Source organism: Magnetococcales bacterium (assembly GCA_015231755.1).
Taxonomy (GTDB): domain Bacteria; phylum Pseudomonadota; class Magnetococcia; order Magnetococcales; family Magnetaquicoccaceae; genus Magnetaquiglobus.
Map to the genome: position 1 here is coordinate 121636 of JADGAZ010000004.1, position 22176 is coordinate 143811.

Genomic DNA, 22176 nt, shown 5'->3' on the forward strand with positions numbered 1-22176 from the left:
TTCAGACACTACTCAAGCCAAACAGGAATACCCGCGGTGAACTGTTCCCAATGCCATCTGGACAACCGTCAAGGCGTCCGCTATTGCACCCGCTGCGGAACCCCCTTGCTGGCCATCTGCCCTCAATGTCACGCCCCACACGCCGCGGAAGACCTCTACTGCGGAGAGTGCGGCATACGTTTGCCGGTTTTCGCCCACAGCCGCACGCTTTCCCCGCTGGTGACCACGACGGGTGGACTGTCCGCCACACCGACCACGCCGATTCCCATGGAGTCGGAACGCAAAAATGTGACGGTGCTGTTCGCCGACATTTCCGGCTTCACCGCCATGAGCGAAAAAATGGATCCGGAAGAGGTCACCAACATCATGAACGGCTGCATGAAAATGCTGGCCGACATCGTTCACCGCTACGAAGGTTATGTGGACAAGTTCATCGGTGACTGCATCATGGCCCTGTTCGGCGCCCCGGTCACCCACGAAAACGATCCGGAACTGGCCCTGCGGGCCGCCCTGGACATGCAAAAAGAGATGGAAGAGTACAACCTCCGGCTCCAGGGCCGGGTGGAAAATCCCCTGACCCTCCACACCGGCATCAACTCCGGCATGGTGATCGCCGGCGGGGTGGGCTCGGACAAGAAAATGGAATATACGGTGATGGGGGATACGGTCAATCTGGCCGCCCGCCTCGAATCCCTGGCTAAACACGGACAAACCTTCGTTTCCGGCTACACCTACAACCTCACCCGCCAGCACTTTGAATTCGTGCGCCACGAGCCCATCAAGGTCAAAGGCAAAAAGGATCCGGTGGCGGTCTACGAGGTGATCCGTCCCAAAAGCCGTCAGGAACAAAACAACGATCCCAACCACGCCGCCTCCCCCCTGGTGGGCCGGGGCCGGGAGATGGAAACCCTGCGCACCTGCATGGACCGTCATGCCGCCGGACAGGGCATGGCGGCGTTTCTCATCTCTCCGGCGGGTGTGGGCAAGAGCCGCATCCATCAAGAAATCAAAAAACAGTTCCTCAAAGGAGAACGGATCCAGGTGCTGGAAGGCATCTGCCGCTCCTTCAACCGCGACACCAGTTACGCAGTGTTCATCGAGATGTTCCGGCAGTTGTTCAACATCGACTCCGAAGATCTCGAAGAGTCCATGGCCCTGAAATTGACCACCAATTTCCCGCTGCTGCTGGGACTCCGGAACGATACCTTCTCCGACGAAATGCGCAAGGCTATGGTGTTCATCGGCGCGGCCATGGGGCTGAAACTCGGGGCCGAATTCGACATTCCCCTCGACAAGATGAGCGCCCAGGAGATCAAAATGGGCATTTTCCGCGCCACGGCCTGGTTCCTGCAAAACCTAGCGGCGCGCAAACCCCTGATTCTCACCCTGGAAGATCTCCATCTGGCCGACGCCACTTCGGTGGAACTGCTCGCATCCCTGTTTGAAAGCGTCAAGCAGGCGCCGATCCTGCTGTTGCTGCTCATGCGCCCGGTGAGCGATCACCCGTCCAACAAGCTCCCCCTAATCGCCGACAAGGAACTCGACGATCTGGCCATCGAAATCCACTTCAAGCAGCTCACTCCCGCCGAATGCGACGAGTTGGCCCGACGGCTGCTCAACTCCGACGAGGTGCCGGAATCCGTCTTGCATCTGATCCGCAACCGGGGGGATGGCAACCCGATGTTCATCGAGGAGATCATTCGCAATCTGGTGGACGAGGAGATCGTGGAACTGGTTCCCGGAGAACCCCCGCGGGTGATCAAAAACCTCGACGAGGTGACCATTCCCTCGTCGATTCAAGGCATGTTCATCGCCCGCATCGACAAGCTGCCGGTGGAACTCAAAGAGGTGCTGCTCACCGCCGCAGTGATCGGACCCTTGTTCCGGCTGGCCCTGCTCGCCCGACTGTTCACCAACAGCGAACTGGAACCCCGTCTGGCCCGCCTGGTGGAAATGGGATTGATCTTTGAATCCAAATCCTTCCCGGAAATCGAATACAGCTTCCGCAACATCATGATCCAGGAGGCGATCTACTCCACCCTGCTGCACAAGAAACGTCGGGAACTGCACGCGGAAGTGGCCGAGGAGATCGAATCCCTCTACGCGACCCGCCTGGATGACCATTTCGAGATTCTCGCCCAGCACTATCTGCGGGCCGATCATCCGGAGCGGGCCTATCTGTATCTGGTGAAAAGCGGCCTGAAGGCCAAAGAGAACTATGCCAACGGCGCGGCCCTCAGCGCCTTGGACAAGGCCGCCGAACTGGGCCGGACCCTGCCGGCTCCCCCCCTGCCCCTCATGGAGACCCTGGTGGCACTCTCCGATGTACAAGAACTATGCGGGGAGTTCCAGGCTGCCATCCAGACCCGTCGGGAAATCATCTCCGCCATCCGCGAGCCTGTGAGCCGCATCGACCATATGCGTCGCATCGGCCGTCTGCACGAAAAACTGGAAGACTACGCACAAGCCATGACCGTCTACGGCGAGGCCCACGACGAACTGGCCGCCTTCCCGGACTCCATCGAAATGGGGCTGCTGCTCACCAACGAAAGCTGGATCTTGAACCGCCTCGGACAGCGGGACGAAGCGGCGACACGGGCCAAACGGGCATTGGAAATTTTCGAGGCCCACAACGCCAAAGAACAGATCGCCATGGTGTGCAACAATCTCGGGGTGATCCTGGAACATCAAGGCGACCTGCCCCAGGCGCTACAGTTCAACGAAAAGAGCCTGAAAATCTTCTCCGAACTGGGGGACAAACGCCAGACCGCCAATCTATATCTGTCCATGGGCTTCCTGCACGAAAAAAACGGCGCCATGGTCGAAGCGTTGAAATTCTTCGAGCTTTCCCACGACATCATGCAGCGCATCGAAAATCCCTTCGGGGTGGGCACCGCCCTGATGCGCAAAGGGATCTGTCTCAACCGGCTCAACCGCCTAAGCGAAGCGGAAAAAGCCCTCAAGGAGGCCTTGAGGATCCACCGTCAGCTCAACCTGACCCGCAAGGTGGTCTCCAATCTGTGGACCCTGTGTGAACTGTATCTGGCCCTGGGTTCCGCCTCCAAGGCCTTCAAACACATGGAAGAGGCCAAAACCATCGCCGCGGCCCGAGAGGATCTGCCGGATCTGGCCCAGTGCGCCCTGCTGGAGGCCCGCATCCGCATCCAGGAACACAATCCCCCGGAGGAGGCATTTCAGGAAGCCATCCGGCTGTACCTCCTCTGCGGACGCCAATCCGCCGCCGAGGCCGTCGAACAGGAACTGGAACGCCATCGCCAGGGGAAATCCACCTCATGAACACCCCCCGTACCGCCTTGACCGTAGACGACGACTCCAGCACCCTGCTGCTGATTCGCACCCTCCTGGAAAAGGCGGGCTACCGGGTTGTGGAAGAGAATGTGGGCATGCATGTCTTGTCCCGGATCGAACAGGAACGCCCGGACCTGATCCTGCTGGACATCATGATGCCCGGCATCGATGGTCTGCAACTGTGCCGCTCGATCCGGGCCCGTCGGGAGTTCGACCACTGCAAGGTGGTGATGGTCACGGCCAAGCCCTACGAATACGATCGACAACGGGCCATTCAGTTCGGAGCCGACGCCTATTTCATCAAGCCCATCGATCCCGCCGCCTTTCTCGAAGGGCTGGAACGGGTCTTCGAGGATGCCATGCAGTTGCGTTTCTGGGGCGTACGCGGCACCCTGCCGGTTCCCGGACCCGACTCCCTGCGTTACGGGGGCAACACCAACTGCATCACCTTGCACCTCACCAAGGGACCGATGTTCGTATTCGACGCCGGCAGCGGTATTCGCAATCTGTCCGATCATCTGCTGGCGGCCCGAAAATTCCCGATTTCCGCCAAATTTCTCATCTCCCACCCCCACTGGGACCATATCAACGGCTTACCCTTTTTCGTGCCCCTCTACATCAAGGGCAACGAATTTGAAATCTGCTGCGCCAACCAAAATGGCATCAGCACCCGCAAAATGATCTCCGATCAGATGGATGGGGTTTATTTCCCGATCAAGATCAAGGAACTCAGCGCGAGAGTCTATTTCCGCGACCTGCAAGAGGAACGCTGGGAGGTGGGACATGGGGCCACGATTTCCACCATGCTGCTCAATCATCCGGGGGTATGTCTGGGGTATCGGGTGGACTACGGAGGACGCAAGGTGGCCTACATCGCCGATCAGGAGTTGCCGCCACCGGGTCATCCCCACCACAACCCGGCTTACGAACAAAAACTGATCCGGTTCGTGGAACAGGCGGACGTTCTGATCATGGATGCCACCTTCAGCGACGCCGAATACCGGCAACAGGAGGGCTGGGGTCACTCCGGCGTCAAACAGGCCACAGATCTGGCCCATCGGGCCGGAGTCAAGATTTTCTGTCTGCACCACCACCATCCGGACCAGACCGACGACCACATCGACGCCAAACTGGAAGAGGCCCATCAGCATCTGCGAAGTCTTGGCTCCTCCACCCGCGCCATGGTGCCGGCGGAAGGATCGATCCTCACGGTGTGAAGCCTCCACATACTCAAGCAGGCGGGCACACCGTGAGGCGATCCTTAGCCTCGTTACGTCAGGATCACCATGCCGACGGTTACGACTCCGGCTGATCCAGGATAAACTTGACCTGTTCCCGGAACCAGATGTTGGGGGGACTTTTTTCCGTGCGGGGATGCCAGGCGATGGCCATACGCAACGACGGCGTACTCACCGGCACCGGCGCCACGCACAAGCCGAGGGGTCTGGCGAGCTGACGGGCCACCCGATCCGGCAGCACCGCCATCACATCGCTGTCGGCCACCATGAACGGAATCACCCCCAAAGAATAAAGCCGCGCCTTGATCGAACGGGAACGTCCCATGTTGGCCAACGCCTCGTCCACCACGGTGCTGGTCATGCCCCGGGGATAAAAATGGACATGATCCGCCGCCAGAAAGGATTCCAGGGTCAATTTCCCGTCCGGCACCAACGGATGGTCGCGACGGAAAATGCAGACAAACTGCATCTGAAAAACCCGATGCAACAAAATGTTCGGCGGCACCCACTGGAAACGGCTGAACACCAGATCCGCCGCGCCACTTTCCAGCACCGTGCGTTCGTCCTCGCCGCCGATATCCACCAGTTCCAGGGCCACCCCCGGCGCTTTTTTGCGCAACAGTTCCACCAACGGCGCCAACAGCAGCACCGAGGCATAATCCACCATGCCGATACGAAACAAATGCTGGGCATGAATGGGATCAAAACGCTCCTGGTTGAGCGCCTGACGCACTTCCTTCAAAGCGCGCTCCACCGGACCGGCCAATTCCAGGGCACGGGCCGTGGGTTCCATGCGCAAACCGATCTTGACGAACAGCGGATCATCAAAGATGTCACGCAGCCGTCGCAGGGTATTGCTCATGGCCGCCTGGGTGATGCCCAGTCGCCGTCCCGCACGGGTCACGCCCCGTTCCGTCATCAACACGTCGAAGGCGACCAACAGATTCAAGTCAAACCGGACCAAGTCGTGCATGGGGCATCCACCTTTCGTCTTTTATGAATACCACTGGTTCCAAAAGAAAATTTGCGCCGGATCCAGTTTCCAATATAATCTACATTTCTGGTGAATACAATTTCAAACGCGCATTTCATTCATTTCTTGGTTGAGGCGGCACCAGGCGGCTTTGTCACCCGGTGCTGTCGCGGGCCGGACAGATTTTCAGGTCTCCCCCCCTCTGGGACCTCTCTTTATCTGTCCGGCCCGTTTTCGTTTCAGACGTTCGCATCCTCAAAACGGCCACAAACGCCACCCTCCCGACTCCTCTTCCTTGTGGCAGCTCGCCAGTTGTTCCCGATAACGGGCCGCATTCTTTTCCACCCGGCGTGCGGTTTCCAACAGCCAGCCCTTGTTTTGATAGCTCTTCTTGTTGTAACCCTGCTGCCCTTCGTGATAAGCCAGATACTGCAAGCGGGCATCGGTCTTGGGGATACCACACTTCCGGTAACTCTGATCCACATACCAGCCAATGAAATCCACCGCGTCGGTGAAATTATCCCGATCGGCCCAATGGGAGCCGGTATTTTTTTTGTACGCATCCCAGGTTTCGTCCAGGGCCTGGGCATAACCGAAGGCGCTGGACGGTCGGGGACCGGGAATGAACCAGAACAGGCGCGAGCGGGGCGGCTTGGCATCATGCTTGAACCGGGACTCCTGATGGATGATGGCCAGTTGCACAGGCACCGGCACCCCCCATTTTTTCCAGACCTTGCGGGTATCCTCATACCAGCCGCCCTGCTCCTGAAAAATCGCGCAGGCGTCGTCGGTACGTTGCAGGGTCGGAGCCGTGGCGCATCCGGCCAACAATCCACACCCCAGAATCCAGCCCTGCACAAGCCGACGGGATCCCCTGAAAGAAATGCTTATCCGCCGAACCACATCTTGCCTTCCATATGTTCGAGTTTGATCCGGGCGAGATTGAGCGGTGCCAATCGATTGACCAGGGTCAACGCCATGCGCCAATAAATCTTGAGTCTGAACAGCGGATCCAGGCCACGAAAGGCGTCGAGACCAATGCGCAATCCCTGACAGTTCTCCATCGCGACGTGATTGGCCTCATGCCGGCCATCTTTGAAAAAGCTGTCCAATCCCAGCATCCGCTCCGATCCCAACGTGACCAGAACCAATTCGGGATCCTGGCGCAGGGTCACCATGACGCTGCCTTTGAGCAACAAAAAAAAGCTGTCGTAATGCTCACCGGCACGATGAATGAACCCGCCAGGAGCAATCGTTTCCAGCCCCGGTTTCAAGCCACGCAAGGTTTGTTCCTCCTGGGGGGTGAACCCCTCGAAAAAAGCGAATCCCTGCAAATCCCCCACCGGACTGCAAAACCCCATGCCCCCGGAGCACTCCTGTTCCAGACTGGCCAGCTTGAACAGGGTCTCGTGCAAGATGGTTTTGCGCCCCATCACATCCGCCAACACGTTGTGATAGAACTTGATCAGCAACTCCGGCGGATAGTGTTGACTCTCCTCGAAGTTCAACCGCAAGGCCAATCCCGGTTCCGCGGCCACCACACTGGCGGTGCGGGGCTGACCCGTGAACCAGGCGATCTCGCCACAAAAGCTGCCATCACGCAAGATGCCCAGGGGCCGGTCGGGTTGGGTCTGCTTGAGGACATGAAACACCCCTTGCAGCAACAGCCACATGTCCCGGTCACGCTCCCCTTCCCGGATCAACACATCCCCCGGATTGACCCTTCTAACCCCCATGCGGTCGGAACACAAGACAGCCCGCTCCGCTTCGGTAAATTCCTGGGAGAAATGCAAGGCCTCCAAAATGAGTTGGCACATCTTCATGGATATTCACCCTGACATGTCTTTTAAAGAGACCAGGAAACAGCCACAACGAATCTGATGACATCCAGACCGGCTCCCATCAACGGCAAAGAGACGGTTGCCTGTTTTATAATCAATAAAAACCACACAACCGATCCGCACCCCTCCAGACCCAGAGATGGACTCCTGATTCACCCCGCATCGGGAACAAAAAAAGTGAGATCGCTTTATTTGAAGGCACAAAACAGGCAGAATGCGAACGAACACCACTTCGTTATCACACAATATGGTCATCAACGCAATGGTTAACCAAAGCCACACAGCCATGGAAACATTGCCCAACGCCGACCAATTCAATAAACTATTGAATTCCCTTTCGCCTCTTTGCCAAACCCGTGGGGATGACACCCTTGAAAACCATACTGCCCCCCCTTGTGCTGCTTATTTTCGCCGCAACGACGGCCATGGCGGAGGAACCGGTTCCGGTCTCCACCCGCTCCCTGGAAGCCGTGCTGATCCACCCTCGGGAAGAGGCTCCAGCCGAGGTGCGCAGCCTCAACGATGGCCTGATCACCGCTCAAGTGACCGCCACCATCGTGGAACTGCCGATCCAGGTGGGGGAACGGGTCAAGCGGGGGGATCTGGTGGTCCGGCTGGACCCCTGGGCCCATCGGCTGGCGGAACGGCGGGCGGCGGCGGAACTCGAAGGATTGCGGGTCAAACTCGACACCGCCCGCAAGCGTTCCCAGCGGGCGACCCAGTTGCAACAGCAAAAACAGGCCTCCGACGAACGGGCCGAACAAAGCGAAAGCGAAGTCAAAGAACTCACTGCCCAGATCCGCGCCGTGGAGGCCACCTTGGAAGAGGCCCGCATCCAGGGAGAAAAATGTCTGGTGCAAGCGCCGTTCGACGGGGTGGTGGTGCAACGTCCGGCCCGCATCGGGATCAACACCACCCCCGGTACGCCGCTGGTGCAACTGGTGGATGTCGGAGCCGTGGAGCTGGCCGCCACCATTCCCACCAGCCGCGTCACCAGTCTCAACCGGGCCACCTCCTGGGAGTTTCTCCAAGATGGGGAACACTATCCGGTACGACCCCGGGTGGTGATTCCCGTGGCCGATCCCGCCACCCGGGCGCGGGAGGCCCGTCTGATCTTCACCGGCGACAAACCGGTGCCCGGCACAGCCGGTCGTCTGGTATGGTCGGATCCCCGTCCCCATCTGCCCCCCTGGCTGCTCTCTCGACGGGATGAACAGTTCGGCGTCTTCCTGGTGCAACACGACAAGGCGGTCTTTCACCCCTTGCCCGGCGCCCTGGAAGGACATCCCGCGGTGCTGGATCCCCTCCCTTCCGGAGAGGTGGCCATCTCCGGAAGGGAGTCTTTGACCCACGACGTGTTGGTCAAACCGGTCCCGGCACTTTAAAAAAAATCAGGAGAGATCCGTCGATGCTCCGTGCGTTTCTGGGCAATCATGTGTTGGCCAATCTGGCCTTCAGTCTGGTTTTGCTGCTTGGCTTCCTGGCCTACGGCCTGTTGCCCAGACAACAGGATCCGGACATGAACTTCAACTGGATCAGCATTGTCACCCTCCTGCCCGGCGCCGCCGCCGAGGACGTGGAAAAACTGGTCACCGATCCGTTGGAAGAGGCCTTGCAAAACATTCCGGACATCCGGTTTGTCATGTCCAGCAGCAGCGACGCCACCTCCAGCATGCTGGTACGCTTCAACGAGATGGATGATCGCACCTTCGACAAACGCATCGCCGACTTGCGCCGGGAGGTCAGCGCCAAACAACGGGAACTCCCCGGAGAAGCCGAGGATCCGGTGATTCTGGAGATCACCACCGCCAACGGCTGGCCCACGGTGATGGCGGTGGTCACCGGGGAGGCGGACGACGAAACGTTGCGCCAACAGGCCCGACGGGTCCAAAAAGATCTGGAGGGGATCCAGGGAGTGGATTCGGTGCTGGCTTTGGGGCTGAAGGATCCGGAAATCCAGGTCCGTTTCGATCCGTTGCAACTGGCGGTGCTGGGAGTGGATCCCACCCGGGTGGCCAATACCGTCAGTTCCCGGTTTCGCGATCTGTCGGGTGGATCCGTGGCCATGGGAGAAGGCAACCGGCTGTTGCGCTATCAGGGCACCACCCCGGACCCGGCGGAACTGTCCACCTGGCCCATCGTGGGCCGCGAAGGAGAATTGCAACTCAATCAGGTGGCGGAAGTGGTGCGGGATCGGAAAAAAGCCGATCGGGCGGTACGCTACAAGGGCAAACCGGCGGTGCTACTGACCGTGACCAAACGGCCCGGCGTCAACTCCCTGGAACTGACCAGCCGGATCCGCCACTATCTGGAACAACGTCAGGCGCTCAAAGAACAAACCGGGGTGCAGACCCTGCTGGCGGACGATCAAACCTCCATGGTGCAAAACGCCCTGTCGATCATGGAGAGCAACGCCCTGTTCGGACTGGTGATGGTTTTTCTGACCACGTGGCTGTTTCTGGGGCTGCGCATCTCGATTCTGGTGAGTCTGGGGGTACCTTTCGCCCTGGCGGGCACCTTTATTCTGCTGCACGCCTTTGGCCACACGTTGAATGTCATGGCGCTGCTGGGGGTGGTCATCGCCCTGGGCATGCTGGTGGATGACGCGGTGGTGGTGGTGGAAGCCATCTCCTGCCGGCTGGCCCAGGGGCGCAAAGCCATGGATGCCGCCATCGACGGCTTGCGGGAAGTGGCCATTCCGGTGGCCTCTTCGTCGTTGACCACCATGGCGGCCTTTCTGCCGCTGATGCTGTTGCCGGGCATTCTCGGCAAGTTCATGCGGGTGATTCCCATGGTGGTCTCCTTGACCCTGGTCATCAGTCTGGTGGAAGCCTTCTGGATGCTGCCGGCCCACGTGGCGGCCATGCGCTGGGATCGGGATCGTCCCCCCACCCCCATGGAACAGTGGCGTGCGCGCTGGATGCACCGGATCCGCATCCGCTATATCCGCCTCTTGATTCCGGTGTTGCGCCGCCCCCGTCTGTCCATGGGGCTTTCCCTGCTGGGGGTGGCCATGGCCATCGGGGTGGTGGCCTCGGGCCAGTTGAAGGTGGACTTTTTCGCCATGGATCCCATGCCGCTCTTTTACGTCAACATCAAGATGCCCGCCGGCTCCTCCCTGGACCACACCATGGCCACCACCCTGGAGGCGGAAAAACGGGTCTGGAGCGGATTGAAATCCGAAGAGGTCCGGGCCGTGGTCCCCTACGCCGGCCAGATGATGACCGATACCGCCCCACTCTTCGGGGATCGCTTCGGTCAGATCCTGATCAGCCTGATTCCCGACAGTCAAAAACGCCGTTCGGTACAAGAGATCATCGCCGGCATGCGCGCCTCGGTACTGGCCACCCCGGGACCGGATCAGATCACCTTTCTGCCCATTTCCGGCGGACCGCCGGTGACCAAACCCATCAGCGTCAAGGTGCGGGGGGATGACCTGGAAATCTTGCGCACCGCCACCGGGGCGATCAAGACCATTCTCGGCGCCATGCCCGAAATCAGCGACATCAGCGACAATTTCACCATGGGCAGTCGGGAACTGGTGTTGCGTCCCGATTCCGACGCGGTGCGTCGCGCCGGCCTGGACGCCAACATGATCCCCCGTCTCACCCGTCTGCTGGCCGACGGCGAAATCGCCGCCACCTTCCAGCATCAAGGCGAACAGGTCAAAGTCCGGGTGCTGGCCCGACCGGTCCATCCCCACGGGGTGGAAGAAATTCTGAATCTCCCGGTGGCCCTGCCCGGAGGCGGCTCCACCACCCTGGGTACCCTGACCCATCATGAAACCCGACAAGGGGTGGATACCATCAACCACTACAACTTCCGACGCTCCATCACCGTGGAGGCGGAACTGGACCGGGCCCGCATGAACGTGGTCACCGCCAACGAACACCTGAAAAAAGAGTGGGCCAAAATCCAATCCCGCTTTCCAGGAGTGGATCTGGATTTCTCCGGCATGCTCGACGACATCTACGAAGCGGTGGATGCCATCCTGATGCTGTTTTTGTTCGGTTTCGGTCTGTTGTATTTGATTCTGGGCACCCAGTTCAACAGTTACTTCCAACCTTTGCTGATCCTGACCACGGTGATCATGGCCTTTGTCGGGGTGGTGTGCGGATTGTTGATCACCGGCCATCCCTTGAGTCTGTACACCCTGTACGGGGTGGTGGCCCTGTCGGGAATCGCGGTCAACTCCGCCATCGTGCTGATCGCCGCCGCCAACGACCGGCGACAAGAGGGCATGAAACCGCTCCACGCCATGATCTACGCCGCCCGTCGCCGGGTGGTGCCGATTCTGATCACCTCGATTACCACCATCGCCGGTCTGTCGTCACTGGCCATGGGACTGGGGGGCAAATCACTGCTCTGGGGACCTGTGGCCACGGCCATCGTCTGGGGACTGGCCTTTTCCACGGTGCTGACGCTGTTCTTGATTCCGCTGCTTTATCTGGTTTTCATGGGGGGAAAGAAAATCCGGGGAGTCTAAACGCTCCCCTATTTGGACTTGCCGGAAAAAGACTCGGAAAACTGCATGATCATGCTTTGACCATCTTCAAGCTCCTGGGAACTCATACTGCGTCCCAGGATGTCCCGATTCTCTGCGGCGTCCTTGTTGCCTTTCATGGCGGCGAGATGGTAATAGGCATAGGCGTAAGCCTTGTCCTTCTTGTTTCTCAAACCGCCGATCACCTTGTGTTCGTACATGATGCCCAGTTTGTTCTGGGCTTCCGGGAGTCCCTGCTCGGCGGCCCTGTGGAACCAATCCCAGGCCTTCTTGATATCTTTTTGCACCCCGTCACCGGTTTCGTACATCAAGCCCAGATTGTACTGGGCATCCGCATCCCCGAAGGTGGCCGCCACCCGGACGAACACCGTATCCATCCGACCCGCGCAATGCCCCATGTTGCCCATCGGAACCAATACGGAAAAACCGATGATCCAGACAAAGCACAAAACACGCTGCATGGGATCCTCCTGTTCGAGGCGCGAACGAACGAAACACAGGACAACAGGATCACCAAAGGCTCACCTGCTCATCCCTGAATCACGCCAGGGATTGACTGGGGGTCCACCAGGTATACACCTCCGGCAACCCCCGATAGCGCTGATTCTCGTCCATGCCATACCCGACCAGACGCACATCCGGCACTTCATAGCCCAAAAAATCCAACGGCAACGGATCGGGATCGTTGACGGTCTTGTGCAACAAGGCCGCCACGCGAATGGAGGCGGGACGACACTCCCCCATCAACCAGCGGTGCAGACGCTTCAGGCTGCCACCGCTGTCCATGAGGATATCCACCAGGATCACATGGCGATTGCGGATGAACTGCTGATCTTCCACGGTCATCACCACCCGGGAGTCCTGGGAACGGGCATGCACGAACACCACGGGAATCGGCCTGGACAAGGCCCGCAACAGATCGCTTCCGAACACGAACGCCCCCTTGAGCACCACCACCAAAACCGGCTCTTCTCCAGGGGGAGAGGGATCGATCACTTCCCGATCGATCCGCCGCGCCATCTCGACCACAGCTTCGCGAATGCGCCCGGCATCCAACATCAGCGTCATGTGTTCCAATGGCTCCATTCTGCTACCCTCCCGGACCATCAACCGTCCCGTTTGAGGAAACGACTCAGGAAATTCAAGTCATAGCGACCCCGCACAAACGCCCCATCCCGCAAAATGCGCTGATGCAACGGCAAGGTGGTCTTGACGCCGCCGATCACATATTCGTCCAAGGCGCGCCGCATGCGGGCCACGGCTTCGGTACGATCCGCCCCATGCACGATCAATTTGCTGATGAGGGAGTCGTAATAGGGGGGAATCCGGTATCCCGCGTATGCCCCGGAATCGACCCGCACCCCACCGCCTCCCGGCGGATGATACTCGGTGATCAGGCCCGGAGACGGGATGAACCGTTCCGGATCCTCGGCATTGATGCGGCACTCTATGGCGTGACCGGTAAAACGCACCTGCTCCTGGGTGATGGCCAGGGGCAGTCCGGCGGCGACCCGGATCTGTTCTTTGACCAGATCCAGTCCCGTGACCATTTCAGTCACCGGGTGTTCCACCTGAATGCGGGTATTGACCTCAATGAAGTGAAACTTGCCTTCGGATTGCAAAAACTCGAAGGTTCCGGCACCGGTATAGCCCACGGCCAGCGCCGCCCGGGTGGCCAGGAGTCCGAGATGATTGCGCTCTTCGGGGGTGACCATGGGGGAGGGAGACTCTTCCAGAATCTTTTGATGCCGCCGCTGCAAGGAGCAGTCCCGCTCCCCCAGATGAATGGCGTGACCATGCTTGTCCGCCAGGATCTGAATTTCCACATGACGGGGATTTCTCAAGAATTTTTCGATATAGACCTCATCGTTCTTGAAAAACTGCTGGGCCTCGTTGCGGGCGACCGTGTAGCTGTTGATCAGGGCGGCGTCGGTGTGGACCACCTTCATGCCCCGACCGCCACCGCCACCGGAAGCCTTGATGATCACCGGGAAACCGATCTCCCGGGCGATTTTCAGGGCCATCTCTTCATTGGGCACCGCCGAGGAGGAACCCTGCACCACCGGCACACCCGCCTCGATCATGGCCTGACGGGCCCGCACCTTGTCTCCAAGCAGACGGATCACCTCCGGTTCCGGACCGATGAAGGTCAGGCCGGAAGCCTGGATGATTTCGGCGAACGCGGCGTTTTCGGAGAGGAAACCGTATCCCGGATGGATCGCCTGGGTATCGGTGATCTCGGCGGCGGCCATGATCGCCGCCATGTTGAGATAGGAATCCATGGAAGCCGGAGGACCGATGCAGACCGATTCATCCGCCAGCTTGACGTGCATGGCCTCGGCATCCGCCGAAGAGTGGACCGCCACGGTCTGGATACCCAGTTCCTTGCAGGCGCGATGAACCCGCAAGGCGATCTCGCCACGGTTGGCGATCAGGATTTTATTGAACATGGGCATATCAGCTCGGCTCAACCAAAAACATCTCTTCCCCGTATTCCACCGGGGTGGCATTTTCCTTGATGATGCTCACCACCCGGCCACTCACTTCCGATTCGATTTCGTTCATGAGTTTCATGGCTTCGATGATGCACACCACCTGTCCTTTTTTCACCATGTCTCCGAGCTTCACGAAGGGCGCGGACTCGGGGGAGGCGGCCTTGTAGAAGGTGCCTACCATGGGTGCGGTGATGGCGACGGTGGTTTCCCGGGTCTCTCCGGCGGAAGAGGACGGGACAAACGACGCCGGAGGCGGCAAGGCCACCGCCGGAACCGCGTACTGGGCCGGACGGGCCACGAACGGAGCGGGAGCCGCCACCGGCGGGGCAGGCTGGGCGCGGGTGATGCGCAAGGTGCGCCCATCCTCCTTGATTTCCACCTCGGCCACGTCCGTATCGGACAAAAACCGAATGAATTGACGAATTTCTCTCAGATCAAAAGCCATATTGAACTTCCTTTGTTTCAAGGCCCGACCCTGGCGGCGAGGCGACGCACCACGGCGTCCAGGGCATAAAGATAACCATCCGCACCCAATCCCGCAATCACCCCTTCGGCGATGTCGCTGATGTACGAGTGGTGCCGAAAAGGCTCACGCCGATGAATGTTGCTCAGATGGACCTCCATCACCGGGATATTCACGGCGAGCAACGCGTCACGAATGGCGACCGAGGTGTGGGTATAAGCCGCGGGATTGATGAGGATGCCATCCACCGCCCCCAGGGCGGCCTGAATCCGCTCCACCAATCCTCCCTCATAGTTGGACTGATAAAAATCGATTGTGACTCCCAATGATTTGGCCTTGAGGCGACAGGCGGACTCGATGTCGGCCAGGGTCAGGGCGCCGTAGATGCCGGTTTCCCGTTTTCCCAGAAGATTCAGGTTGGGGCCGTTGATCACCAAGATACGCCACGGTTGCACAGAAGTCCCGCTCATTGTGGTGATCCTCCCCAGGCCTCTTGCAATCCTTTCAGACGACCGATCATCCGTTCCACCCGTTCATCCCGTCTGGGAACCTGTTCCAGCCGGGTGGCCAACGCCTCCAGTCGGGCCACGCGACGCTCGGGGGCCTCCAGCCGCCAGTCGGCACGACGCTCCCGCAGCCGTTGCAGCCAGGACTCCAGCACCCGGACCCAGGCCGGCTCGTCGGATGCCGCGGCGGGTGTCGCTTGCGACCAGCGCCCGGACCAAGCCTCCAAACGCCGAATCGCCTCGGCATCCGCGTGGCTTTGATCCAGCACCCGGTTGGCGCGACGATAGGCCGCCAGTGGAGCGGCCCCGAGCTGTCCCAAAGCGGCTTGCACCTGTCGGTCCCAGCGATCCGGATCCAGCCCCATCAGACGTCCGAGTACCAGCCAGCGGGCCGCGACCTCGGGAGCGGCCACGATGAGGGAATCCAGCAACTCCGCAGCCTCGACAAGCCGTTTGTCCCGTACCAGTCGCAACAGGGCGGAGAGCTTGAACTCCAAAGATTCGTGATCCTCGACCATGCCCCCCCCGAAAAGAGTCCTTGCGCACCAAACGGACAACACCGACAATGTGCCCTTTCAAGCGAAAACCAATCGCCTTGAAACCATCCCGTCGCGAGTTTATCGAAATTCAACCTGCGACGGCAACGGATTGTAAACGATTGTCGCGTCATGCGCCATCGTGAACGATGACCCGGAGGAAAATGAGATGCGCATCCAACTCAATGGCGAAACCACCGACCTGACCGATTCCCTCACTGTTTCCGCGCTGTTGGAACAGTTGCGCTTCGATGCCAAACGTGTGGCCGTGGAACGCAATCTGGAAGTGGTGCCCCGGGAACGGTATGCCACCACCCAACTGGCGGAGGCGGATCGGGTGGAGATTGTCCATTTCATCGGCGGCGGCATGGAACCGGCGCAAGACGATCCTTTGGTGATCGCGGGACGGCCCTTCAAAAGCCGCCTGCTGGTGGGTACCGGGAAATACAAGGATTTCGAGGAGACGGCCCAGGCCGTGGCCGCGTCCGGAGCGGAGATCGTGACGGTGGCGGTGCGCCGGGTGAATGTCAGCGATCCCAAGGCGCCGATGCTGACGGATTATCTGGATCCGAAGCGTTATCTGTATCTGCCCAACACCGCGGGCTGTTTCACCGCCGACGAGGCGGTGCGCACCTTGCGGCTGGCCCGGGAGGCGGGGGGCTGGAATCTGGTGAAACTGGAGGTGCTCTCCGATCCCAAATACCTGTGGCCCAACAATCCGGAAACCCTGCTCGCCGCCGAAAAATTGATCGCCGAAGGGTTCGAGGTGATGGTCTACACCACGGATGATCCGTATTTATGTAAACGGTTCGAGGAGATGGGCTGCGTGGCGGTGATGCCGCTGGCCGCCCCCATCGGCTCCGGGCTGGGGGTGCGCAATCCTTATACCATCAAGATCATCATCGAAGAGGCCAAAGTGCCGGTGCTGGTAGACGCGGGGGTGGGATGCGCCTCGGACGCGGCCTACGCCATGGAACTGGGATGCGATGGCGTGCTGATGAACACCGCCATCGCCGGAGCCAAGGATCCGATTCTCATGGCCACGGCCATGAAAAAGGCGGTGGAGGCAGGACGTGCCTCCTATCAGGCGGGACGCATTCCCCGCAAACTCTACGCCTCGGCGTCCAGCCCCCTGGATGGTCTCTTTTTTTAGACATGGATCATCCCCACGACACCCAGGCGACTCCCCCGGTATGGGATTGCCGCTGGCCCGATCCGGTGGCCCTGAAAGTCAGCGCCACCCGCATTCTGCGCGACCTTCCGGAAGAGTCTCCGGAACTCAACCGGAATCTGGCCATCACCGTGGAGATGGAACTCAACGACGACTACAGCGGCGAAATCCGGGCCTTGATGGTCACCCCGTGGGCCGTGGAACGGATCCACTGGCACTCCTCCCACCAGGGCAGCGAACCCCCGATCCGTCACGCCATGGGTCTGGAGACCGATGACACCGGTCGGGTCGCAGCCGGTCAGGGGGTGCTGCTGGAACTCGAAGGCGGCAAACTGGTTCCGGTGGTGATCGCCTGGGAGCCGGAGACCGGTCACTATTTCGTCGAAACCCTGATGCATCACACCCAGGGATACGACACCGCCCGCTCCGCCCTGGAGGCCGCTTTGGGAAAAGCCCCGGATCCATCGGCAACCCAGTCGATCTCCTCCACCATGAACCGCTCGGTGAGCCGTCGCGGACTGTTGAAATTCTGGCGCCGTTAAGCCTCATTAAATGGCACGGAATCTGCTTTACTCAACCTTAACGTCAACCCGTCGCCACCCGGAGAAACCGCAAGACCATACGGTTTAACCGGCAAGACAAGTTGCTGTTTTTGTATCGTTTTTGCATTTCAAGCAAAAAGAGTGCCGGAATATCGTTCAAAAAAAACCGGGAAAAAAGAATTTTTCATGAGACTTTTCCCTATTTTTACGGTATGATGGCCAAAATGTGGTTCAAAACACTTATTATCGCTTTAAATCAGTCAGCAAAGGAGACTTAATCATGAAGGGTTACAAAATCTTCCCCGTTCTGTTGCTCGCTGGAGTTCTCGGCAGCACCCTGCCCGGCTGCGCCACCCAATCCGCGACTCCGGAACAGACCGCTCAGGAGATCCAAGCCGCCGAAGCCGCCCGCAATGCCCGCCTCGAAGCCGAGCGCGCCGATGCCGCCCGCATGAAAGCCGAGCGTGACGCCGAAGCCGCCCGTCAGGAAGCCGAAGCCGCCCGTCAAGAAGCCGAGCGGGTCAAGAAGACCTTCCGCAAGAGCCTGAACAAGAAGTAATCGCCCTCCGGCATTCCCTTGCGGGTCTGCCGGGCGAATCCAATGCCGTTGACGGATACCCAGGCCATCTTGTATGGCCTTGTGAACCACATTCGTCGTTGTCAGCCGCAAGGCTCGCATACAACGAACACACTCACAAACAAGACACGGCACTCCGTCATGGTTTGTCACCGTTTTCTAACGGCGGCAAACCATGACGGAAGCTCTTAAAAAAAACACCCCGGTTCCGGGGTGAATTTTCCCTCGCATCTCCACAAACGCCTCAACCCTGGGCCACTCTCACCCCTGGCTGGAGTGCCGTTTCCCGTGCTTTGGGTTCAAGCTCCGCCGTTTTGCAGCAAATACTCCATGGTGGCCACCCGGTTGTACACCTCCGGATCCCGAATCCGTTCCATCCGGAACAACCCGCCCATGATGGGAAACGTAGGATCCAACACCTGTGTCAACCAGTCTGGTGTCAAAAAGACCGGCCAGGCTCCCCGACCACGCTTCTGCTGTTGAATGGCGTAACTGTACTCCCGCAAAACAATCGGACGCAGCAGGGTCAACCGGGTACTCAATCGATAACGCCAGGAAGGCTCTTGCGCCAAGGTGTGGCCATACACACTGGGACAAGCCGCCAGTTCGGGAGCCGCCAATTGGATCATGCGCGCCTCCAGTCGCCCCAGATGCTTGCAAGCCAACGGCACCCGCCAAGTATCCCGCACCACCTCGGCCTCTAAAAACGGATACAACGCCGGACCAAAACGCAAATTGAGATTCAAATCCCGGGAAGACCAGAACCGTCCCCGGAACAAGGGGTAGGAACGTTCGGTCCATCCCCGGTCAATCGGCTCCTCCCCGGACGGGGCACCCAGGGCGCGACCCATGGCCCCGGTCATGGCATCCCCATAACGGCGGGAGGAAAACGCACCGGTGACCGTTCCCGGATCCAAACGGGAATAAAAACTCCGCACCACCTCCCGCAAGGCCATGGGACGGTCCGGCAGATAATAGAAATTGCGGTAAATCTCCCCCGCCGAACCGTTCAGCAACACCCGGCCCTGGCTGCGGGCCAGCCGATCCGCCAGATCCACCCCGTTGTCGAACAATCCCCCCGGCTTCCAGCCGTCGAACGCCACCGCGTTGCGGGCCACCTGTTCCCGAAACCCTTCGAAGGCGATACCGGGTCGACGGCTTTTATCGATCACCTCCAACGGCAAACCCGCCGCCGCCGCGACCTGTCGGGCCACTGTCACATCCGGATCCCCCTGTTCCGGACCAAACACAAACAACTCAGGCTGTACCCCCGCCTCCAGCAGTAGCGCCAGTATCAACCGGGAGTCGTATCCCCCGGAAATGGCGGTGCGCAACCGCTCCTGAAAAAATCCCGCATAAAACCGAAACAACCCCCGCAACCGTTCCAGATGGTATAACGCCGCCTCTTCACACGCGGACGGCATGCAGTCCGAAAGAGTCCAGGGAAAAACCCCGGTCACGGGAAGATGGGTCACCGTTGGCCCGTCGAGGCATGTCAGGCTTTCCGCCGGAGCCATGCGGATCTGACGAATGAAGGTTTTTTCCCCGAAGGTCGCACCGTTGAAGGCGTATTCGTAACACCCCTGGATATCCGGCTCCGGATGACGCACCGCCGCCAGCAAGGCCTGAAACGAATTGGAAAAACAACGCTCCCCGCCATCGTGATAGATCTTGCCGCAATCCAACCCGTCCCGGGCCAGATACCACCGTCCCGCCTTGCGCATTACCAGGGTGAAGTGTCCCCGGCAACGGCGTGCATCCAGTTGAGCACCATCAAACGTTTCCAGTACCCGCCGCAATCCCGCGGCCCCGCCCAGACCGTCAAAGGCGAACCAGCCGGCAACCGCCGCCAGATCCCCGCCGGCACTGCGGACCAAAGGCACTTCCGCTCCGTGAAACGATCCCACCAGACACAAACGCCATCCCTCTTCCCGTATATCCGCCGCGCAGCGCAGCCCTTCGGCGGCCAGTCGCCGCAGCCAGGGAGTTGGATCGAATCCGCCCTCTTGCTCCCGCAGCAACACAAAAATGGCCATTACCCCAGATTCCTGGAAAGCCATGGCCCGATCCTCTCGGCCACGGGCAGGGGAAGACGTTTCCAAAGCTTTATGAAATAACGGTATTTCGGATTCAGGGGATTGATTTCCGGCAGATGGGTGGCCCGTACCAGCCGATAGCGATAAGGCAGCGGCTCCGGGGTGAAACCGTAATATTTCTTGAAATCAAACGAGCCGGATCCCAGCTTGCTGCGTCCAAAGTCGAACAGTCGTGCGCCACGGGCACCGGCATGGGTCATCAGATCCCAATACATGAAGGCCATGGCCCCGGTGGAACGGGCCACGGGAAGCCCCCCACCATAATAAGGCAACACCTGATCGCGAAAATAAAAACTCACCACCGCCGCCACGGTTTTGCCCTGCTGTTCGATGCGCCACCCCTGACAATCCGGGCCGAACTGTTTTTTCAATTGCACGAACAAAGCGCGGGGAAAAACCGGAGTGCCGAGATTGCGCACGCTTTCGGAATAGATGTCGAAACACAGCCCGCCGATGTCGTCATCCGCCACTCCCAGCAGACCGTGTTGCATCCCGCGCCGCACCTCCGCCCGCTGCTTGCGGGGAATGGCCAACAAATTGACCTCGGGATCCGCCACCATGGGCTTGCGAAAGGTGTAATACAAATCCTTGCCCTGCCATTCCGGTCGCCGGGGGGCGGCGTTGCGACACTCCAGCCAATCCACCTGCAACGCCACGGCCAACGCTTCCGCATGGGCCTCCAGGGCCAGACGGGCCGCCTCGTCCAGGGCCGCCACCCCCCCATAGACACAAAACGGCGTCGAAACCAGAGAATGGCCAAACAATCGGCTCTTGACCCGCACCAGCGGCAATACCCCCCGGATCTCTCCCCCCGCTCGGGCCAGCAGATAATGGGTACGATGGCCGAACACCTCCTCCGCCACCGCCTTCCAACCCGCCCGATGAAAAAAGGTCGCCTCCGGGCACTCCGCCACAAAACGGTCCCAGGCCCCCTCTTCTCCGGCTTCCAGGGAACGCACCTCCAGGGGGACGGCAAGGCTTGCGGCACTCACGTCCGTTCCCCTTCGATCACCCCGGCATAGACCCGATCCATCCGCTCCCAGCGAAAATCCCCCAACAGGGCCGTCATCCGCCCCTCCATCCGGCGCAAATTCAGATAATGGCGCAACCGGGACTTCCACCCAAGACCCGGCATCCGGGGTTGATCCGGATCCAGCTCCCAGGGGTGAAAATAAAACACCCCGGAACGACCTTCTCCCTCATTGAGACGATGCCAAGCCCAACGGGAGAAAAAATAGGGATACAACCGAAAAAATCCCCCACCGCCACAGGGATAACGCCGTTTACCCAACAAAAGGGTCGCCACCGGAATCTCCACCACCCCGGTTCCGACCACACCGCTGGGCCAGAACGGATCCCGGGGAGCCTCGGGCCAGCCATAAAGATCATGTCGAATCGGGTAGACGCTGGAACTGTACACATAACCGGCTGCGTGCAGCGTCGCGAAGGCCCAGGTGTTGTCCTGGCCAATGGAATAAGTCGAGGCCCGATATCCCCGCACCGCCACACCCCCGATCTGCTCCAGAATCAACCGGGACTCCCGGGCATCCGCCAGAAAGGTGGCCGGATCCTGTCGGGTCACCCGCACATGTTCCATGCCGTGACTGGCCAGCTCGTGTCCGGCGGCCACGATGTCGCGTACCAGGGAAGGATGACGCCGCGCCACCCAACCCAGCACGAAAAAAGTGGCATGGGCCTCATGACGGGCCAAAAGATCCAGAATGCGTCGGGTGTTGCCCTCCAGACGGGAGGGCAGACTCTCCCACTGGTGACGGGCCACGTAAGGCTCGAAAGCCGCCACCTGAAAATACTCTTCCACATCCACGGTCAAGGCATTGAGGCGCCCCCCATGGCGGGTCGGAACACTGCCGGTATCCGGCGCGCTCCCCATCATCGCCCCGCATCCAGGACAATCCCGCCCATCG

The 22176-nt window shown here is 59.8% G+C and carries 19 protein-coding genes; 7 read left to right on the top strand and 12 right to left on the bottom strand.

Annotated features, from left to right (window positions below; all coding sequences use genetic code 11):
* The first annotated feature begins 36 nt into the window (after nucleotides 1–36).
* Nucleotides 37–3297, top strand: a complete 3261-nt coding sequence (locus HQL98_04105) for a tetratricopeptide repeat protein (protein MBF0271250.1) — start codon at nucleotides 37–39, stop codon at nucleotides 3295–3297.
* Nucleotides 3294–4526, top strand: coding sequence for a response regulator (locus tag HQL98_04110; protein MBF0271251.1), 1233 nt, complete (start codon nucleotides 3294–3296; stop codon nucleotides 4524–4526). The genes HQL98_04105 and HQL98_04110 overlap by 4 nt, the downstream gene beginning before the upstream one ends.
* A 79-nt stretch (nucleotides 4527–4605) precedes the next feature.
* Here the strand turns inward: HQL98_04110 and HQL98_04115 are convergent, their stop codons facing one another.
* The 3 genes from HQL98_04115 to HQL98_04125 form a co-directional block, all read right to left on the bottom strand.
* Complete coding sequence (locus HQL98_04115) at nucleotides 4606–5520, bottom strand: LysR family transcriptional regulator (GenBank protein MBF0271252.1); 915 nt, start codon at nucleotides 5518–5520, stop codon at nucleotides 4606–4608.
* Between the two features lie 255 nt (nucleotides 5521–5775).
* Nucleotides 5776–6405 (bottom strand): transglycosylase SLT domain-containing protein, encoded by a 630-nt coding sequence (locus tag HQL98_04120; GenBank protein ID MBF0271253.1) that lies wholly within the window; start codon nucleotides 6403–6405, stop codon nucleotides 5776–5778.
* Nucleotides 6406–6407: 2 nt separating this feature from the next.
* On the bottom strand, nucleotides 6408–7337 hold the full coding sequence (locus HQL98_04125; GenBank protein MBF0271254.1) for a cyclic nucleotide-binding domain-containing protein: 930 nt from the start codon (nucleotides 7335–7337) through the stop codon (nucleotides 6408–6410).
* A gap of 395 nt (nucleotides 7338–7732) precedes the next feature.
* On the opposite strand from HQL98_04125, the gene HQL98_04130 reads away from it, so the two are divergent.
* Both HQL98_04130 and HQL98_04135 read left to right on the top strand, forming a co-directional pair.
* Nucleotides 7733–8746: an efflux RND transporter periplasmic adaptor subunit gene (locus HQL98_04130; protein ID MBF0271255.1), complete on the top strand. Its 1014-nt coding sequence runs from the start codon at nucleotides 7733–7735 to the stop codon at nucleotides 8744–8746.
* A 23-nt stretch (nucleotides 8747–8769) separates the two neighbouring features.
* Nucleotides 8770–11847, top strand: a complete 3078-nt coding sequence (locus HQL98_04135) for an efflux RND transporter permease subunit (GenBank protein ID MBF0271256.1) — start codon at nucleotides 8770–8772, stop codon at nucleotides 11845–11847.
* Between the two features lie 8 nt (nucleotides 11848–11855).
* Here the strand turns inward: HQL98_04135 and HQL98_04140 are convergent, their stop codons facing one another.
* The 6 genes from HQL98_04140 to HQL98_04165 form a co-directional block, all read right to left on the bottom strand.
* A complete protein-coding gene (locus HQL98_04140) occupies nucleotides 11856–12326 on the bottom strand; it encodes a sel1 repeat family protein (GenBank protein ID MBF0271257.1) in 471 nt (156 codons plus the stop codon).
* 79 nt (nucleotides 12327–12405) lie between these two features.
* Nucleotides 12406–12933, bottom strand: coding sequence for a hypoxanthine phosphoribosyltransferase (locus HQL98_04145; GenBank protein ID MBF0271258.1), 528 nt, complete (start codon nucleotides 12931–12933; stop codon nucleotides 12406–12408).
* 38 nt (nucleotides 12934–12971) lie between these two features.
* Nucleotides 12972–14315, bottom strand: coding sequence for an acetyl-CoA carboxylase biotin carboxylase subunit (accC, locus tag HQL98_04150; GenBank protein ID MBF0271259.1), 1344 nt, complete (start codon nucleotides 14313–14315; stop codon nucleotides 12972–12974).
* A gap of 7 nt (nucleotides 14316–14322) precedes the next feature.
* Complete coding sequence (gene accB / locus HQL98_04155; protein ID MBF0271260.1) at nucleotides 14323–14805, bottom strand: acetyl-CoA carboxylase biotin carboxyl carrier protein; 483 nt, start codon at nucleotides 14803–14805, stop codon at nucleotides 14323–14325.
* Between the two features lie 17 nt (nucleotides 14806–14822).
* The gene (aroQ, locus tag HQL98_04160; protein MBF0271261.1) at nucleotides 14823–15293 is read right to left on the bottom strand and encodes a type II 3-dehydroquinate dehydratase; all 471 of its coding nucleotides are present in this window, start codon (nucleotides 15291–15293) and stop codon (nucleotides 14823–14825) included.
* The gene (locus HQL98_04165) at nucleotides 15290–15847 is read right to left on the bottom strand and encodes a hypothetical protein (protein ID MBF0271262.1); all 558 of its coding nucleotides are present in this window, start codon (nucleotides 15845–15847) and stop codon (nucleotides 15290–15292) included. Before HQL98_04165 ends, aroQ begins: the two co-directional genes overlap by 4 nt.
* Nucleotides 15848–16034: 187 nt before the next feature.
* On the opposite strand from HQL98_04165, the gene thiS reads away from it, so the two are divergent.
* From thiS to HQL98_04180, 3 genes are all read left to right on the top strand, one after another.
* On the top strand, nucleotides 16035–17018 hold the full coding sequence (thiS, locus tag HQL98_04170; GenBank protein MBF0271263.1) for a sulfur carrier protein ThiS: 984 nt from the start codon (nucleotides 16035–16037) through the stop codon (nucleotides 17016–17018).
* Nucleotides 17019–17020: 2 nt separating this feature from the next.
* Nucleotides 17021–17578: a hypothetical protein gene (locus HQL98_04175; protein MBF0271264.1), complete on the top strand. Its 558-nt coding sequence runs from the start codon at nucleotides 17021–17023 to the stop codon at nucleotides 17576–17578.
* Between the two features lie 280 nt (nucleotides 17579–17858).
* A complete protein-coding gene (locus HQL98_04180; protein MBF0271265.1) occupies nucleotides 17859–18137 on the top strand; it encodes a hypothetical protein in 279 nt (92 codons plus the stop codon).
* Between the two features lie 317 nt (nucleotides 18138–18454).
* Here the strand turns inward: HQL98_04180 and HQL98_04185 are convergent, their stop codons facing one another.
* The 3 genes from HQL98_04185 to HQL98_04195 are packed head-to-tail and all read right to left on the bottom strand — an operon-like array spanning nucleotide 18455 to nucleotide 22142.
* Entirely contained in the window at nucleotides 18455–20191 is a 1737-nt protein-coding gene (locus tag HQL98_04185; protein MBF0271266.1) for a hypothetical protein, read from the bottom strand.
* Complete coding sequence (locus tag HQL98_04190; protein MBF0271267.1) at nucleotides 20191–21216, bottom strand: FemAB family PEP-CTERM system-associated protein; 1026 nt, start codon at nucleotides 21214–21216, stop codon at nucleotides 20191–20193. Before HQL98_04190 ends, HQL98_04185 begins: the two co-directional genes overlap by 1 nt.
* A gap of 23 nt (nucleotides 21217–21239) precedes the next feature.
* Entirely contained in the window at nucleotides 21240–22142 is a 903-nt protein-coding gene (locus HQL98_04195) for a DUF3473 domain-containing protein (GenBank protein MBF0271268.1), read from the bottom strand.
* Nucleotides 22143–22176 lie beyond the last annotated feature (34 nt).